Genomic DNA, 14,783 nt, shown 5'->3' with positions numbered 1-14,783 from the left:
ACTTTCGCCCACTCAGCTACTCAGAAGGCGTGCCGCAGCGGGTAGCCGGAGAGCCCGTCGACCGTCTTGGTCGCGAGCACGTGGTGGAGCTGGATGTTGTTGCGCTCGAAGCCGATCCGGGAACCGGCCATGTAGATGCCCCAGACCTTCGCGGTGCCGGGGCCGACCTCGTCGACGCAGGCGTCCCAGTTGTCGCGGAGGTTGTCGTTCCACGCCGTGAGCGTCTTGGCGTAGTGGACCCGGATGTTCTCGTGGTGCTGCACCTCGAGCCCGGCGTTCTCGACCGCGGAGACGATGGTGCCCGAGCCGATCAGCTCGCCGTCGGGAAAGATGTAGCGGTCGATGAAGGCACCGGTCGCCCGGGAGGCGTTGTCGGGACGGGTGATGCAGTGGTTGAGCAGCCGGCCCCCGTCGCGCAGCTTGCTCTTGATGAAGCCGAAGTAAGCCGGGTAGTTGGCCACGCCGATGTGCTCGGTGAGCCCGATGGAGCTGACCGCGTCGAAGCGATGTCCTGAGCCTGTCGAAGGGTCCCCCTCGCCCACGTCGCGGTAGTCGGAGAAGCGCACCTCGGCGACGTCGTCGAGACGATCGGCCTTGATCGCCTTCTGGGCCCAGCTGGCCTGCTCGCGCGAGAGCGTGACACCGAGCGCCTTGACGCCGTAGTGCTTGGCCGCGTGGCGCACCATCCCGCCCCAGCCGCAGCCGATGTCGAGCAGCCGCATGCCTGGCTCGAGCCCGAGCTTGCGGCAGATCAGGTCGTACTTGGCCGCCTGCGCCTCCTCGAGCGTGGCGTCATCGGTCGGGTAGAGCGCACAGGTGTAGGTCATCGACGGGCCGAGGACGTACTCGTAGAAGGTGTTGGAGACGTCGTAGTGGTGGTGGATCGCGTCGGCGTCGCGCTCGGGCGAGTGCCGCGTCCACGGCAGCGCGCTGATCGCGCGACCGGAGAGATGGCGTACGTTCTCGGCCCGCCGCCGCCATGCCGGCAGGTGCTCCTGCGGCGGTGGCTTGGGCGGGACGAAGTTCTTCACCCCGAGCGCGCGCACCATGTCGACCGTCTCCCGAGGGCTTGGCCGCTTGAAGTCGGTCTTGTCCAGGATCAGGTCCAGGAGCGGGTAGGGGTCGCCCGGATGGATGCCGTGCAGGGCCATGTCACCGCTGACGTAGGCACGTGCCAGCCCGAGGTCTCCCGGCGCGGTCAGCAGGAACGCGAGCCCGCGCGGGTTGAGGATCTCCATCCCGAAGGGAGAGTCCTTGTCGCCGGCGACACTGCCGTCGTACGCGGTGAGCTTGATGGGCAGCCCACCCTCGAAGAGTTCGTTGATGGTCTCTGCAATGTGGTTCACAGTCTCTTCACCGCCTTGCTGTACAGATCGGTCAACCGGTTGCCAGGGTCATACCTCGCCTTCACGGCAGCGAGGTTGTCCCCGTCATAGAGAGCGTCGAAGACATCCTTGTCGTAGAACGCCTCGGAGTAGAGCGATTTATGCCCGCCGAGCTCGTGGACCTGTTCCTCGATCGCACGGTTCTTGGGGGCGTTGACGGCTCCGGGGCCGACGTGGACCGTGCCCCAGAAACCGACGTTGACGTACGTCCGGCCCGCCTCGAGCGGGTAGGTCGGCCATTTCCCTCCTGGGTCTGAACGAAGTGGCCCCGTCCCCTGGGAGACCAGCGGACACAGCCACACCGGCCGCATCCCGATCTCGGCGTCGAACCACTCCAGGAACGCCGGAAGGTTCTCCACCGGGACCTCGATGTCCTGGATCACCCGTTCCCGCAGGAGTCGTCCGGCACGCGCGTCGAGCTTGTCGGCGATGCCGAACCTCCGGTCCAGGCCGACCAGCTTCATGTAGACGTCCGAGCGCCGCAGCCGGCGCGGCCACACCCTGCGGAGGTACTTGTTCTGCGCGCCGAAGGCGCCCGAGCACCAGAACCAGTCGGTGTCCCAGCGCCACAGGTAGTCGTAGGTCGTCAGCAGGTCAGTCTCACGCTCTTGGATCGAGCGGTAGTAGATCTGCTGGCCGCCGTAGTCGCTGGGAGTCCGGGTGGCCTTCTCGGTCCAGGTCGCGAGGGTCAGGTAGTACTCCCCCGGCTCGAACGCGACACCGTCGAGCCCGTCGACCCGCTCCCCCTCGTACCTCCTGCTCTCGGTGATCTGCGCGATCGTCTTGGTGAGCAGGCCGAGGTCGTCGAAACGTACGTGGCGCAGCGCGACGTAGCCCGGCACCTTCTCCAGCTTGATCTTGAGCCGGGTGGCGTAGCCGAGGGAGCCGTAGGAGTTGGGGAAGGTGTCGAAGAGGTCGTCCCCGGGTCGGGTCGTGACGATCTCGCCCGCCCCGGTCAAGATGTCCATCTCCAGCACCGACTCGTGCGGCATCCCGTTGCGGAACGAGGTGGACTCGATGCCCATCCCGGTCACCGCGCCACCGAGCGTGATCGTGCGCAGCTGCGGGACGACGTACGGGATCATCTCGTGCGCCAAGGTGGCGTCGACGAGGTCCTCGTAGGTGCACATCCCCTGTACGTCGGCAGTGCCCGCCTCGGCATCGACCTCGATCACGCCGCCCAGGCCGGAGACGTCGAGACCGGGGGCATCGGTCGCCGCCCGGGCCCGGAAGAGGTTGGTGGTGCGTTTGGCCAGTCTGACAGGAGCGCCGTCAGGAATCCTCGCGTAGGAAGCCGTCAGGCGCTCGACGGCCTCGGTGTGTCGTTGCCAACCAGTCTCACCCGTCACTCCACGCACTTTACTCGCGCCCTGGGATCTCGGGTTTCGATTTTCACGTTCGGTCGCTTACAGTCACCAGCGCCGACTGCTCCCGTCGAGCGCCCCCATCTCGTGCACCCTGGAGGGTCCCCATGTCCAGTGCTGCCCATCGTGACGCTGTCTCCACGCTCGCCGAGAAGGCAACCCCCTACTTCACCGAGAACCAGGTCAAGTGGCGCAACAAGTCCGTCTCCCAGGCCCGGCTCGCGCTGGCGATCGACCAGATCGTCGTGCACATGCGTGAGAAGGGCGTCGACATGGCGACCATGAACGGCCTCACCGCCTACCGTGACGAGGACGGGATCCACGTCACGATCGAGCTGGGCACCCTTCCGCTCCTCGCCGAGTCCGGCGGGCCCGGCGGCACCGGCGGTCACCGAGCCGCTCGCTGAGCAGCCCGCGAGGGCTCAGCGGAGGCTGCCGCGCGGGTCGCCGACGAGGACCGGGACGTCCTCGCCCGCGAACTCCTTGACGATCGAGAGGTCGTTCGCGGAGGCCTCCTCGGCCTCGCCGAGCACGACCACGGCCTCGAGGCCCTTGGAGCCGGAGGCCAACGCCATCGCCACGCAGACGCCGATCGCGGAGACCTCGAGCGAGGGCAGGTCCACGGTGGCGGCGGCGTAGGTGCGGCCGTCGAGGTCGCGTACGGCTGCTCCTTCGGCCGCGCCGGTCCGGGCACGCGTCGCGCGAGCCAGGGTCACCAGCTTGCGGTCCTCCGCGGAGAGCTCACTCTGCTCGTGCATGGGCCTCTTTCTTCCTGTCCGTCTTCTCGCTCTGCTCGTCCTCGTCGTCGGCCTCGGTCTCGGCCGGGACGACGACGCTGATCCGTACGGTACCGATCTTGTTCCGCCGGCCGGCAGCCTCCTCGGCCACGAAACAGAGCCCGTGGGCCTCGACCTCGGTCCCCGGAATCGGCACCAGGCCGAGATGCTTGGCCATCAGGCCGCGTACGGAGTCGACGTCGTCCTCCTCGACGGGGACGCCGATGAGCTCCTCGAGGTCGCTGACCAGGAAGCGGGAGGGCACCCGCCAGGAACCGTCGCCGAGGTGGAGCGGCTCGCGGTCCTCGATGTCGTACTCGTCGGTGATCTCGCCGACGATCTCCTCGAGGATGTCCTCGATGGTGATCAGGCCGGCGGTGCCGCCGTACTCGTCGACGACGACCGCGATGTGCTGGCGGTGCTGCTGCATCTCGGCCAGCAGCTCGTCGACCGGCTTGGAGTCGGGGACCCAGGTCGGCTTGCGCATCAGCGACTCGACCCGCTGGGTGGTCTCGACCTCCGGCGCCTCGAAGTCTCGCGCGACGACGTCCTTGAGGTAGACCATCCCGATGATGTCGTCGAGGCTGTCGTCGATCACCGGCATTCGGGAGTAGCCCGAGCGCAGGAACAGCGACAGCGCCTGGCGCAGGGTCTTGCGGCGCTCCAGGAAGACGATGTCCCCGCGAGGCACCATCACCTCGCGGGCACGGGTGTCGCCGAGCTCGAAGACCGAGTGGATCATCCGGCGCTCGTCGGCCTCGATCAGGTCGGAGGCCTCGGCGATGTCGACCAGCTCGCGCAGCTCGGTCTCCGTCGAGAACGGGCCCTTGCGGAACCCCTTGCCGGGGGTGAGCGCGTTACCGAGCATGATCAGCAGGCTCGGGATCGGGCCGAGGATGGCGGTGATCGCTCCGATCGGGCCGGCGACCGCGAGGGCGATGCCCTCGTGGTGCTGGCGCCCCAGCGTACGGGGACCGACGCCGATGACCACGAAGGAGACCACGGTCATCGTCCCGGTCGTGGTGAGCACCGTCGGCCACCAGTGCCCCCGGTAGAGGTCGTACGCCCACAGCGCGACCAGCACGGTCGCGCCGATCTCGCACAGCATCCTGAGCAACAGGACCGTGTTGACGTAGCGGGCGGGGTCGCCGACCACCGCCACCAGGCGCTTGGCGCCGGCACGGCCCTCGGAGACCAGCTCCGCGGCCCGGGCGCGGGAGAAGGCGCTGAGCGCCGCGTCGGCGGCTGAGAAGACGCCGGCGATCAGGACCAGAACTGCGGCTGCGATCAGCAGCCTCGCATCGTCCATGGGTGGTGGTGGTGCTCCTACTCGGGTGCGGTGGCCGAGGAGCCCCAGGCTTTGAGCAGCTTGGCCTGCAGCCCGAACATCTCGGTGTGCTCGTCGGGGTCCACGTGGTCGTAGCCGAGCAGGTGGAGGATGCCGTGGGTGGTCAGCAGCTCGATCTCCGCCACGGTGCCGTGGCCGGCTGCCTCGCCCTGCTTGGCCGCGATCGTCGGGGCGATGATGATATCGCCCAGGTCGCCCTCCTCCGGCTCCTCGTCGAGGCGGCCGGGGAGGAGCTCGTCACCGGGGAAGGAGAGCACGTCGGTCGGGCCCTCGGTGTCGAAGTAGCGCTCGTTGAGCTCGGTGATCGTGGCCTCGTCGCCGAACTTGATCCGGAGATCGGCCTGCGGGTGGACACGCAGCTGCTCGAGCAGGAAACGAGCGAGCTTGGCGACGTGCTCGACGTCGATCTCCTGCTCGGACTCGTTGATGATCTCCGTGCTCACCGAGGGTCTCCCGCGGCCCGCTCGCGCTGCGCCTGGCTCTGCACGTCGTGCTCCTCGTAGGCGGCGACGATCTTGGCGACCAGCCGGTGGCGTACGACGTCGTGGCTGGTCAGGTTGTTGAAGCTGATGTCCTTGACCTCGTCGAGGATGCCCTCCACGACCCGGAGCCCAGACTTCTGGCCGTTGGGGAGGTCGGTCTGGGTCACGTCACCGGTGACCACGATCTTCGAGCCGAAGCCGAGGCGGGTCAGGAACATCTTCATCTGCTCGGGCGTGGTGTTCTGCGCCTCGTCGAGGATGATGAAGGAGTCGTTGAGGCTTCGCCCGCGGAGGAACGCGAGCGGAGCGACCTCGATGGTCCCCGACGCCATCAGCTTGGGGATCAGCTCCGGGTCCATCATGTCGTGCAGCGCGTCGTAGAGCGGGCGCAGGTAGGGGTCGATCTTCTCGGTCAGGGTGCCGGGCAGGAAGCCGAGCTTCTCGCCGGCTTCGACCGCCGGACGGCTCAGGATGATCCGGGTGACCTGCTTGGTCTGCAGCGCCTGGACCGCCTTGGCGACCGCCAGGTAGGTCTTGCCGGTGCCGGCCGGGCCGATGCCGAAGGTGATCGTGTGCTTGTCGATCGCGTCGACGTAGCGCTTCTGGTTGAGCGTCTTGGGACGGATGCTGCGGCCGCGGTTGGAGAGGATGTTGAGGCTCAGCACGTCGGCCGGCTTCTCGGTCGTGTCGGCCTGGAGCATGCCGATCACCCGCTCGACCGTCTCGCCGCTGACGCCCTGGCCGGTGCGGATGATCTGGACCAGCTCCTCCAGGACCCGCTCGATCATCGCGATCTCGCTGGGGGCGCCGTGGAGGGTGATCCGGTTGCCGCGCACGTGCACGTCTGCGTCGAAGTGGGCCTCGATGATCCCGAGGTGCTCATCGGCCGGACCGAGGACGGTCACCATGTCGACGCTGTTCGGAACGACCACGGTGTGCTTGGTGGTCGCGGTGACCCCCTGGTCGGAGGTGTCGGTCGGAAGCGGACTTGGGTGTCGATCGGTCATGGATGCCCGGGGCGGGCCCTTTCTCGTCGCGAGGCTGATGCGTCCATGGTACGCGGGCGCTCGGCCGCTCTCCTACTGGATAGTTCCGGCGTCAGCTCGCCAGCAGCGATTCGACGCGTACGGTCTCCTCGGCGAGCTCGTCGCGCTCGTCCGGGGTGAGGTCGCGGAGCAGCTTGACGACCTCGACCTTGCCGTCGACCGGCTTCCAGAGACCGATGAGGTGGCCGCCGCCGATGATGACCGCGCCGCCGCCCCCGATGCCCCACTCCTTCCGGGTCCCGTCGGCGGTGATCCGCTCCCGGTTGGCGTGCGAGAGCCAGACGTTGTCGAACCTCCCCAGCAGCCGCACGGGGGCGTGCTCCTCGCCGGTGGCGAGCGGGGCGTCCGGGACGTCGTAGAGGGTCTTGCCGGCCTCGTCGCGGTAGGTCACCAGCCCCTCGATCCGCTTGACCACCGGGCCCAGGCGGGTCAGGGACGACCAGGTGGTGAGGTCGGCGGCGGTCGCCGGCCCGAAGGCGAGCAGGTAACGGCGTACGATCTCCGGCGCCAGCGTCGGGACGACATCGTCCACTTCCACCGGCGACACGCCCGTCCAGCGCGGGAGCAGGTCGTAGACGAGCCCGCCCGAGCCCTTCCACAGGCCTCGCGGCGGCAGCTGGACCAGCGGCAGCTCGTTGCGCGCCCGCAGGCCGAGCGCCTTGGCCGGGACACCTGGGAAGTGCTCGACCAGACCGGCCTCGAGGGCCGCGTTGGGCAGCGCTCCGAGAGCGAGTACGTCCTCGGCGGCCTCCACGAAGCCCTCCAGCTGCGCCGCCGGGCGGACGATCTCGACCCGCTGGGTGTAGAAGTCGTGGACCGGCTGGGTCCAGGCCCTGATCAGCGCGGCGTCGGCGGCGGTGTGCATGTGGATCGTCGACCGCAGCGAGGAGAGCCGCACCAGCGCGCTCGACTCGAGCTGGGCGCTGAGCGCGTAGGGGTCGAACGACTCCAGCCGGGCGGCCAGCGCGAAGAACGGCGGCAGCGACTCCTGCGCCTGCAGGCCGACCAGATGCTCGATCATCGCGGCCGGGGTGATCGAGGCCCGCGACAGCAGGTGCTGGCGGAGCAGGAGGGTCCGGTTGAGCTGCCGTTCGGTGAGGATCACGGTAGCGATGATCTCCTACTCGACGGTGATCCGGGCGCCAACCTCCTCGGAAGGCTTCCCCTCGCCGTCGGAGGTGTCGTCGGTGCGGGCGATGAAGAGGTACGTCCCCGGCTCGAGCTCGGAGACGTCGACCGTGGTCTTCCACGGGTAGAGCTTGTCCACCCAGCCCTCGGCGGTCGCAGCTCCCTCGAGGACCGTCTCGCCGGTGGTGTCGCGGACCTCCCACGGCACGTTCGCCTCATTGGAGTTGGCCTTGCCCGAGGCCTCGAAGCTGCCTTCGACGGTTGCTCCCTCGGCCGGCGCCGCCAGCGTGATCAGGCCGGAGGTGCGTGGCAGCGTCGACGGCTCCTCGGACGGCTCTGCCGACACCTCTGGATCCTCGGCGACAGCATCGTTGCCTCCGCACCCACCAGCCAGTACGCCGCAGAGAGCAAGAGCGATGATGGCGCCCGCCGGACGCGTACGTGTGCTCCTCATGCGTCCATACTCACCCGGCACCTCCGATGGAGGAACCCACCACGCCGGGCAGTCGGCGGTCAGTCCCAGCGGCGGGTGCGGGCCAGGAGGGCGGCGCTCGCCGCCACGCCTGCCGTGGAGGTGCGCAGGACCTCACCGCCGAGACGGATGGTGGTGGCGCCGGCCTTCTCGAACAGGGAGATCTCCTCCTCCGTCAGACCGCCCTCGGGGCCGACCACGACGAGGAGGGTGCCCTCGTCGACGACGGGGACCGCGCCGAGCGGGAGAGTGCCCTCCTCGTGGAGCACGACGGCGACGTCGGCCGCCTCGATCATGGCCACGACGGCGTCGGTGGTGGCCAGCGGCTCGACCTCGGGGTGCCACATCCGGCGCGACTGCTTGGCGGCCTCGCGGGCGGTGGCCCGCCAGCGGGCCAGGGACTTGACCGCACGCTCGCCCTTCCAGACGGCGACCGAGCGGGTCGCCGCCCACGGGACGATGCTGGCGGCGCCGATCTCGGTGAGCATCTCGACGGCGAGCTCGCCGCGGTCGCCCTTGGGCAGCGCCTGGACGACCGTCAGCGCGGGCTCGGGCGGCGCGTCGCCGAGGATGATCTCGTCGACGCGTACGGTCATCGACTTCTTGGTGGTCTGCGCGATCGTGCCGGTGACGCCCTCGCCGGCACCGTCGGTGAGCACGACCTCCTCGCCGACCCGGAGGCGGCGTACGACGACCGCGTGGTGGCCCTCGTCACCGCTCACCTCGATGACGTCGCCGACACGGGTGCCGACGAGCGACTCGACGAGGTGGACGGGAAGGGTCATGTCAGCTCCGCGCTTGCTCAGTGGCCGTTGAGGGTGTCCTTGAACCAGGAGAAGACGCCGCCCTTGTGGGCCGCCTTGAGCTGGCCCTGGACGGACTCCTCACCGCGCATCTCGGCGAGCTGGCGCAGCAGCGCCTCCTGCTCGAGGTCGAGCTTGGTGGGGGTCTCCACGTTGATGGTCACGATCAGGTCGCCGCGACCGCCCCGCAGACCGGGGACACCGCGGCCACGCAGGACGTGGTCGGTGCCGGACTGGGTGCCGGGCTTGAGGTCGATCTGGATCGAGGCGTCCTCGGGGTCGATCTGGTCGGCGCCCTCGCCGACGAGGTCGGCCTCGAGCGTCGGCAGGTTGAGCGTGGTGCCGAGCGCGGCCGCGGTCATCGGCACCTTCGCGGTGCAATGCAGGTCGTTGCCCCTGCGGGTGAAGGTGGCGTGCTTGGCGACGTGGATCTCGACGTAGAGGTCGCCGGCAGGGCCGCCGCCGGGGCCGATCTCGCCCTGCTCGGCGAGCTGCACCCGGGTGCCGTCGTCGACGCCCGGCGGGATCTTGACGGTCAGGGTGCGGTGGGAGCGCACCCGGCCCTCGCCACTGCAGTCGCGGCACGGGTCGGGGATGACGGTGCCGAAGCCGTTGCAGGCCGAGCACGGGCGCAGCGTGCGGATCTCGCCCAGGAAGGAGCGTTGCACGACCGCGACCTCACCCTGGCCGTGGCAGGTCTCGCACGGGATCGGGTGGGAGCCTTCCGCGGCCCCCTCGCCACCACAGGTGTCACAGACGACGGCGGTGTCGACCTTGAGGTCGCGAGTGACACCGAAGGCGGCCTCGGCCAGGTCGATGTCGAGACGGATGAGGGCGTCCTGCCCGCGGCGTACGCGCGGACGGGGGCCACGCCCCGCGCCTCCGGTGCCGGCACCGGCGCCGCCGAAGAAGGCGTCCATGATGTCGGTGAACGAGAAGCCTGCGCCCTGTGCGCCGAAACCGCCCGCGAACGGGTCGCCACCGCGGTCGTACGCAGCCCGCTTCTGCGGGTCGCTCAACACCTCGTAGGCGTGGGAGATCTCCTTGAACTTCTCCTGCGACTCGGCGTCGGGGTTGACGTCAGGGTGGTACTGGCGCGCCAGCTTCCGGTACGCCTTCTTGATCGTTGCGTCGTCGGCGTCCTTGTCGACACCGAGGAGCTCATAGGGGTCCAACGTCCGTCTTCCTGCCATCGAAGTTCGTCGTTCTTTCTTAAGTCGAGTCTGCTGCTCAAGCCTCGTCGAGGATCCGGGAGAGGTAACGCGCCACCGCGCGCACCGCCGCCATGGATCCGGGGTAGTCCATCCGGGTGGGGCCGACCACGCCGAGCGTGGCCAGCGCCTCGTCACCAGGTCCGTAGCCGGTCGCGACCACGCTGGTCTGCGACAGCTCCTGGTAGGGGCCCTCGGCACCGATCCGCACCGTGACCAGTCCGCCCGCGGTCGCCTCGCCCATCAGCTTGAGCAGGACGACGTGCTCCTCGAGGGCCTCCAGGAGCGGGCGTACGGCGGTGTCGAAGCTGTCGCCGAAGCGGGCCAGGTTGCTGGTGCCGCCGATGGAGATCCGCTCGTCGGAGCGGTGGTCGTTCATCGCCTCGATCAGGGCCTCCGCCACAGCGGAGGCGAGCCCATCCTTCAATGTATCCGTCTGCGGCGCGTCCGCGGGCGCGTCGGCCGGCTGGGCGATCACGCGCAGCGCCTCGCCTGCGTCGGCGATGACGGCGCCGGCGACCGCGGTGTTGATCTTCGCGCGCAGCGTGGCCAGGGTCTCCTCGGAGACCTCCTCGGTCACCTCGAGCAGTCGCTGCTCGACGCGGCCGGTGCTGAGGATGAGCACGAGGAGGAGCCTGGTCGGGGCCAGCGCGACCAGCTCCACGTGGCGGACGGTCGAGCGGCTCAGGGTCGGGTATTGCACCACCGCGACCTGGCGGGTGAGCTGGGAGAGCAGCCGGGTCGAGCGGCTGACGACGTCGTCGAGGTCGACCGCGCCCTCGAGGAAGCCGGCGATCGCCCGCTTCTCGGCCGCGGTCATCGGCTTGACCGTGGTCAGCCGGTCGACGAAGAGCCGGTAGCCCTTGTCGGTGGGCACCCGGCCGGCACTGGTGTGGGGGGCGGTGATGTAGCCCTCCTCCTCCAGCGCGGCCATGTCGTTGCGTACCGTCGCCGGGGAGACACCGAGACCGTGACGCTCCACGAGCGCCTTGGAGCCGACCGGCTCCTCGGTCTTCACATAGTCCTCGACGATCGCCCTGAGGACGGAGAGCCTGCGTTCGTTCTGCATCTGCCCTCCTATCGTCCTGGCTGCCTGGCACTCATTCCGTGCGAGTGCCAATCCTACCGGTTCGCGTCACAGGCACCAGTTTCCGGTGGCCGCTCCGCTCTGTGGAACGGATTACTTCTCTCGCTATCGAGATAGCCTTAGGTTAGGCTGACCTTAGAGCCATTCGCTGCACTGTTTCCGCCCCACTGGAGAGTCCTATGATCGCCGACGATCTGCTGGTCCGCATCACGGCCCACACCAACGACGAGCACCAGGCGGACCTGTGCCGCTCGCTCTCGGCGCGACTCGGGCTGCGGCCGCGTCACATCGTGGGCGTACGCCTCTCCAACCTCACCGCCGAGAGCGTCGACGTCTCCTGGATCACCCTCGACGGCGGCCACCACGTGACCTTCCGGTTCCCGGAGACCGCGGCCACGCCGGACGAGGTTCTCGAGCAGCTCGGGCGCGTGCTCACCGGTTCTCGCTGCTGAACCTTGTAGCGTTCTCCGGATGAGCGATCGCTACGGCTCCGACGTCCTGGCCGGAGACTGGAAGAAGCCCAAGAACGGGCGTGCCGTCGAGACTCCCGCAGAGCTGGGCGCCGTGGTCGAGGAGGTCGAGACCGATTTCGTCGGTGAGATCGTGCGGATCGACCGCGACCTGCACACGCTGACCCTGGAGGACCGAAAAGGCAAGCGGCGTACGTTCCCGCTGGGGCCGGGCTTCTGGCTCGAAGGCAAGCCGGTCATCCTCACTCCCCCGGTGACCCGCACGGCGCCGGCGAAGCCGACCCGCACCGCGTCGGGCTCGGTCGCCGTGGACAACGTCAAGGCGCGGGTCGCGCGCGAGTCCCGGATCTTCGTCGAAGGGCGTCACGACGCCGAGCTGGTCGAGAAGATCTGGGGTGACGACCTGCGGATCGAGGGCGTCGTCGTCGAGTATCTGGGCGGTGTCGACGACCTCGCCGACCACCTGGTCTCGTTCAAGCCTGGACCGCAGCGGCGGGTCGGGGTGCTCGTCGACCACCTGGTCAAAGGCTCCAAGGAGGCCCGGATCGCGGAGTCGATCCGGCGCTCCGCGGTCGGCCAGCACGTGCTGATCGTCGGTCACCCGTTCATCGACGTGTGGCAGGCGGTCAAGCCGGGCCGGCTCGGGCTCGAGGCCTGGCCGAACGTGCCGCGGTCGATCGAGTGGAAGAAGGGCATCTGCCAGCACATGGGCTGGCCCCACCGCGATCAGGCCGACATCGCCCGGGCCTGGAAGCACATCCTGGGACGGGTGAACTCGTTCGGCGACCTGGAGCCCGCCCTGCTCGGGCGGGTCGAGGAGCTGATCGACTTCGTGACCGAGCCCGTCTGACGCTCCCTCAGTAGGACGACTTCTTCGGCATGATGATCCACAGCACGATGTAGACGATGAACTGCGGTCCGGGGAGCAGGCAGGAGATGACGAAGGCCAGCCGGATCAGGTTCGAGTTGATGCCGAAACGCTGGCCGAGGCCGCCGCAGACACCGGCGATCCATTTGTCGTTGCTGGGACGGGAAAGAGTTGTGGTTGCCATGGCTCCACTCTCCCCTGTCGAGTGCCCTTTACCAATCAGGATCACCCCTGATCCTTCGATCAGGACCAAGGTCCCGGGACTCAGGGACACTCAGGGGAGCAGGTCTCGGACCACCGCGTCGGCGAGGAGCCTGCCGGTCTCGGTGAGGAAGATCGTGTCGTCGGCGACGGTGACCAGACCGCGGCGTACCTGCTCCGGAACAGCGGCGCGGCCCTCGTCGTCGAGGGCGTCTGACGGGAGGCCGTCGGCGAGTCTCAGCTCGAGCAGGACGCGCTCGACCCGCCGGTCCTCCTCGGCGAGGATCTCGCGGGCGTGGGCGGGGCTCTGCTCGGCGCCGATGCGGTCCGCGTACGCCTTGGGGTGCTTGACGTTCCACCACCGGGTGCCGCCGACGTGGCTGTGGGCGCCGGGACCGACACCCCACCAGTCGCCGCCCTGCCAGTAGAGCATGTTGTGGCGGCAGCGCTGGGACTCGCCGGCGGCCCAGTTGGAGACCTCGTACCAGGTCAGGCCGTGCTTTCGCAGGGTGGCGTCGGCCAGCTCGTACTTGTCGGCGAGGTCGTCCTCGTCGGGCATCTCGATCTCGCCTCTTCTGACTCTTCGGGCCAGGGCGGTGCCGTCCTCGACGATGAGGGAGTAGGCCGAGACGTGGTCGGGGTTGCTGGCGAGCGCGGTGTCGAGGCTGGTGCGCCAGTCGTCGACCGACTCGCCCGGGGTGCCGTAGATGAGGTCGAGGGAGACCTGCTCGAAGCCCGCCTCGCGCGCCCATTCCACGACCAGCGGGACCCGCTCGGGGTCGTGGGTGCGGTCGAGGGTCTTCAGTACGTGGGGGACGGCCGACTGCATGCCGAAGCTGAGCCGGGTGAAGCCGCCCTCGCGCAGCGTGCGCAGGTAGTCCAGGTCGACGGAGTCGGGGTTGGCCTCGGTCGTCACCTCGACGTCGTCGGCGAGACCGAACTCGTCCTTGATGGCACCGAGGACGCTGGTGAGGTCCTGCGCCGGGAGGAGGGTCGGGGTGCCGCCGCCGAAGAAGACGGTGTCGACCTGCTTGTCACTCTCACCCAGCACGCGGCGCGCCAGCCGGATCTCCTCGATGGCCTGGTCGGCGTACGTCTGACGGCTCACGCCGGGGCCAAGCTCGATCGCGGTGTAGGTGTTGAAGTCGCAGTAGCCGCATCTGACCGTGCAGAACGGGACGTGGACGTAGAAGCCCAGCCCCTTCTCCCCCAGCGTGCTCAGCGATTCGGCCGGCAGTGACCCGTCGGTGGGGGCGGGGTCGCCGGGAGGCAGAGCAGAAGGCACCCCTCCATTATCGATCCACCTGTCGAAAAGGGTTAACCGTCACGGGAGGGGTGGTGGGAAAATTCCGGCGTGCCCGTCTCGCAGCCTGATCTTCTTCTCGACGATGTTCTCGACAACCCGGTCTGGCACTCGCTGACCGGTGCGCACGCCTCGCTCGCCGAGGGCTCGGGACTCGCTCGTCGCTACCGTCCCAACGTCTCGCCCTTCGCCGCCGTCTCCGACCCGAGTTCGGCTCAGGCATGGCGCGACCTGGCCGCGGCGGTCGGTCCCGGTGGGACCGCGCTGATCACCGGAGCCGCCGGTGTCTGCGGGGACGGGTGGGAACTGGTCGGCGGTGGCGAAGGGGTCCAGCTCGTCGAGACGGCGCGGGTCGCTGCCGCGCCCGATCCCGAGGCGGTCGTGCTCGGGGATGCCGACGTCCCCGAGATGCTCGACCTCGTCGCCCGCACCGAGCCGGGACCGTTCGAGAAGTCGACCCACACGATGGGTACGTACCTCGGGCTGCGCCACGAGGGCCGCCTCGTCGCGATGGCCGGCCAGCGGATGCACCCGGGCGGCTGGATCGAGATCAGCGCCGTCTGCACCGCGCCCGAGGCACGCGGCCGCGGCCTCGCCAGCCGCCTCGTCCTGGCGGTCACCGCCGACATCCACGCCCGCGGCTCTCGCGCGCTGATGCACGCCTCGGTCGCCAACACCGGCGCCATCTCGGTCTACCTCGGTCTCGGGTTCGAGGAGCGGCGGCGTACGACCTTCGAGCTCTTCGGCGCGACCGGCTAGCACCGAGGCGTCACCCCCGTCGGGGGGGGGGGGGGGCGCCCGGGCCCGGGGGGCGGCGCCGCGCGGCGGGCGGCGCCGCC

The 14,783-nt window shown here is 69.2% G+C and carries 17 protein-coding genes; 4 read left to right on the top strand and 13 right to left on the bottom strand.

What is annotated here, in order from left to right:
* Positions 1 to 20: 20 nt before the first annotated feature.
* Together ACFWQC_RS23875 and ACFWQC_RS23870 are read right to left on the bottom strand one after the other, a co-directional pair.
* Complete coding sequence (locus ACFWQC_RS23875) at positions 21 to 1,346, bottom strand: class I SAM-dependent methyltransferase (protein WP_378683838.1); 1,326 nt, start codon at positions 1,344 to 1,346, stop codon at positions 21 to 23.
* Complete coding sequence (locus ACFWQC_RS23870; protein ID WP_378683836.1) at positions 1,343 to 2,734, bottom strand: FAD-binding oxidoreductase; 1,392 nt, start codon at positions 2,732 to 2,734, stop codon at positions 1,343 to 1,345. Before ACFWQC_RS23870 ends, ACFWQC_RS23875 begins: the two co-directional genes overlap by 4 nt.
* 122 nt (positions 2,735 to 2,856) lie before the next feature.
* Here ACFWQC_RS23870 and ACFWQC_RS23865 point away from each other — a divergent pair, with 122 nt between their 5' ends.
* Positions 2,857 to 3,156 carry a hypothetical protein gene (locus ACFWQC_RS23865; RefSeq protein WP_378683833.1) on the top strand — a complete coding sequence of 100 codons (300 nt, stop codon included), beginning with the start codon at positions 2,857 to 2,859 and terminating at the stop codon, positions 3,154 to 3,156.
* 15 nt (positions 3,157 to 3,171) lie between these two features.
* Here the strand turns inward: ACFWQC_RS23865 and ACFWQC_RS23860 are convergent, their stop codons facing one another.
* From ACFWQC_RS23860 to hrcA, 9 genes are all read right to left on the bottom strand, one after another.
* Positions 3,172 to 3,507, bottom strand: a complete 336-nt coding sequence (locus ACFWQC_RS23860; RefSeq protein ID WP_378683831.1) for a cytidine deaminase — start codon at positions 3,505 to 3,507, stop codon at positions 3,172 to 3,174.
* On the bottom strand, positions 3,491 to 4,834 hold the full coding sequence (locus ACFWQC_RS23855) for a hemolysin family protein (RefSeq protein ID WP_378683829.1): 1,344 nt from the start codon (positions 4,832 to 4,834) through the stop codon (positions 3,491 to 3,493). The genes ACFWQC_RS23860 and ACFWQC_RS23855 overlap by 17 nt, the downstream gene beginning before the upstream one ends.
* Positions 4,835 to 4,851: 17 nt before the next feature.
* On the bottom strand, positions 4,852 to 5,316 hold the full coding sequence (gene ybeY / locus ACFWQC_RS23850) for an rRNA maturation RNase YbeY (RefSeq protein WP_378683826.1): 465 nt from the start codon (positions 5,314 to 5,316) through the stop codon (positions 4,852 to 4,854).
* Positions 5,313 to 6,362: a PhoH family protein gene (locus ACFWQC_RS23845; RefSeq protein ID WP_378683824.1), complete on the bottom strand. Its 1,050-nt coding sequence runs from the start codon at positions 6,360 to 6,362 to the stop codon at positions 5,313 to 5,315. Before ACFWQC_RS23845 ends, ybeY begins: the two co-directional genes overlap by 4 nt.
* 91 nt (positions 6,363 to 6,453) lie before the next feature.
* Positions 6,454 to 7,506, bottom strand: a complete 1,053-nt coding sequence (locus ACFWQC_RS23840) for a winged helix DNA-binding domain-containing protein (RefSeq protein ID WP_378683821.1) — start codon at positions 7,504 to 7,506, stop codon at positions 6,454 to 6,456.
* A gap of 15 nt (positions 7,507 to 7,521) precedes the next feature.
* On the bottom strand, positions 7,522 to 7,983 hold the full coding sequence (locus tag ACFWQC_RS23835) for a Gmad2 immunoglobulin-like domain-containing protein (RefSeq protein WP_378683818.1): 462 nt from the start codon (positions 7,981 to 7,983) through the stop codon (positions 7,522 to 7,524).
* 59 nt (positions 7,984 to 8,042) lie between these two features.
* Positions 8,043 to 8,786 carry a 16S rRNA (uracil(1498)-N(3))-methyltransferase gene (locus tag ACFWQC_RS23830; RefSeq protein WP_378683815.1) on the bottom strand — a complete coding sequence of 248 codons (744 nt, stop codon included), beginning with the start codon at positions 8,784 to 8,786 and terminating at the stop codon, positions 8,043 to 8,045.
* A 17-nt stretch (positions 8,787 to 8,803) separates the two neighbouring features.
* The gene (gene dnaJ, locus ACFWQC_RS23825) at positions 8,804 to 9,997 is read right to left on the bottom strand and encodes a molecular chaperone DnaJ (protein WP_378683812.1); all 1,194 of its coding nucleotides are present in this window, start codon (positions 9,995 to 9,997) and stop codon (positions 8,804 to 8,806) included.
* A gap of 37 nt (positions 9,998 to 10,034) precedes the next feature.
* Positions 10,035 to 11,084, bottom strand: a complete 1,050-nt coding sequence (hrcA, locus tag ACFWQC_RS23820) for a heat-inducible transcriptional repressor HrcA (protein ID WP_378683810.1) — start codon at positions 11,082 to 11,084, stop codon at positions 10,035 to 10,037.
* Positions 11,085 to 11,281: 197 nt separating this feature from the next.
* On the opposite strand from hrcA, the gene ACFWQC_RS23815 reads away from it, so the two are divergent.
* Both ACFWQC_RS23815 and ACFWQC_RS23810 read left to right on the top strand, forming a co-directional pair.
* Complete coding sequence (locus ACFWQC_RS23815; protein WP_378683807.1) at positions 11,282 to 11,554, top strand: hypothetical protein; 273 nt, start codon at positions 11,282 to 11,284, stop codon at positions 11,552 to 11,554.
* 19 nt (positions 11,555 to 11,573) lie between these two features.
* Positions 11,574 to 12,422 (top strand): DUF3097 domain-containing protein, encoded by an 849-nt coding sequence (locus ACFWQC_RS23810; protein ID WP_378683804.1) that lies wholly within the window; start codon positions 11,574 to 11,576, stop codon positions 12,420 to 12,422.
* Between the two features lie 7 nt (positions 12,423 to 12,429).
* Here the strand turns inward: ACFWQC_RS23810 and ACFWQC_RS23805 are convergent, their stop codons facing one another.
* Both ACFWQC_RS23805 and hemW read right to left on the bottom strand, forming a co-directional pair.
* Entirely contained in the window at positions 12,430 to 12,624 is a 195-nt protein-coding gene (locus ACFWQC_RS23805) for a PspC domain-containing protein (RefSeq protein ID WP_160028221.1), read from the bottom strand.
* 90 nt (positions 12,625 to 12,714) lie between these two features.
* A complete protein-coding gene (hemW, locus tag ACFWQC_RS23800; protein WP_378683800.1) occupies positions 12,715 to 13,926 on the bottom strand; it encodes a radical SAM family heme chaperone HemW in 1,212 nt (403 codons plus the stop codon).
* 69 nt (positions 13,927 to 13,995) lie between these two features.
* On the opposite strand from hemW, the gene ACFWQC_RS23795 reads away from it, so the two are divergent.
* On the top strand, positions 13,996 to 14,703 hold the full coding sequence (locus ACFWQC_RS23795) for a GNAT family N-acetyltransferase (protein ID WP_378683797.1): 708 nt from the start codon (positions 13,996 to 13,998) through the stop codon (positions 14,701 to 14,703).
* Positions 14,704 to 14,783: the final 80 nt, after the last annotated feature.

The organism is Nocardioides sp. NPDC058538 (assembly GCF_042719275.1).
Taxonomy (GTDB): Bacteria; Actinomycetota; Actinomycetes; order Propionibacteriales; family Nocardioidaceae; genus Nocardioides.
The sequence above is the reverse complement of the archived record's forward strand: the minus strand, read 5'-3'. Positions and strand labels throughout refer to the sequence as shown.